Annotated in this window: 1 protein-coding gene; it reads left to right on the forward strand. The window is 70.6% G+C overall.

Features of this window, described 5'->3' with window-relative positions; translation table 11 throughout:
- On the forward strand, positions 1-699 hold a 699-nt coding region (locus CCN44_RS34625; protein ID WP_143650175.1), incomplete at its 5' end, for an MFS transporter.
- Positions 700-1,148: the final 449 nt, after the last annotated feature.

The raw sequence follows: 1,148 nt of genomic DNA on the forward strand, positions 1-1,148 counted from the left end.
GACCACCCGGCCGACGTCGGAGTCCGGCCGTACGGCAGCGAGGAGTTCGTCGCCAAGCCCGCCCCCGCCGAGGGCGCCGCGCGCCGCACCGTGACCGTCCTCGTCCAGGCCATGCGCACCGGCACCTTCTGGCTGCTGGCCGGCATGTTCGTCATCTGCGGCGCCTCCACCAACGGCATCATGTGGAGCAACTGGGTACCGGCCGCCCACGACCACGGCATGCACGCGACCGTCGCCGCGTCCATGCTCTCGCTGATCGGTGTCTTCTCCTCCCTGGGCGCGGCCCTCTCCGGCTGGCTCACCGACCGCTTCGACCCCCGGCGACTGCTCGCCGTCTACTTCACCGTCCGCGCGCTCACCCTGCTCGCCCTGCCCCTGGTCTTCACCGCCTCGGCCCAGCCGTCCATGATCGTCTTCGCCGTCGTCTACGGACTCGTCGACGTCGCGACCGTGCCCCCGGTCATCGCCCTGTGCCAGCGGACCTACGGCGACGACGGCCCCATCGTCTTCGGCTGGACCAACTCCGCGCACCAACTGGGCGCCGGAGCCTCGGCGTTCCTCGGCGCCACCGCCCGGGACGTCTTCGGCACCTACGACACGGTGTGGATCACCCTCAGCGCGGTCTGCCTGGTCGCCGCTCTGCTGGCCATGGTGGTCCGCGCGTCGGACGGCGACCGCCGGCTCGCGCCGGAGGGCTGAGCCCCGGCGCCGCCGCGCCACCCGCCGCGGCGGCGTGGACGCGTCGCCGGGTCACCCGGCCCTGTCCCCGGCGCCGTACTGCATGCGCCGGTCGCGGTCCTCCAGGATGCGGGTCGGCGGGGTCTCGCGCGGGTCGACCGGACGAGCATGGAAGCCGGCTGTGGAGGCTTGTCGGGATATCTTCCCGCGATACCGGCGGTAACCATTGGGAGATTAACCGGCGTTGTCAGCGGGGACATTCCAACTTCTTGTTTCCTGTGAGCCGTTTGTGCCAAGGTGAGCCTCCCCATGGGAGGGCAAAGGCAGACGTCGACGTCACGGCCGGCCCTTTAGGTATGCACCAATCAGGCACTGCTTTCCGACAGGACCCCCCTTGGTACACGCGGTCCTGCGGCTGGAAAGGAAATGGTTCCGTGCAGTCCCCCTACCCCCCACGCCCGCCCTATCCC

This window comes from Streptomyces tricolor (genome assembly GCF_002155905.1).
GTDB classification, from domain to species: Bacteria; Actinomycetota; Actinomycetes; order Streptomycetales; family Streptomycetaceae; genus Streptomyces; species Streptomyces tricolor.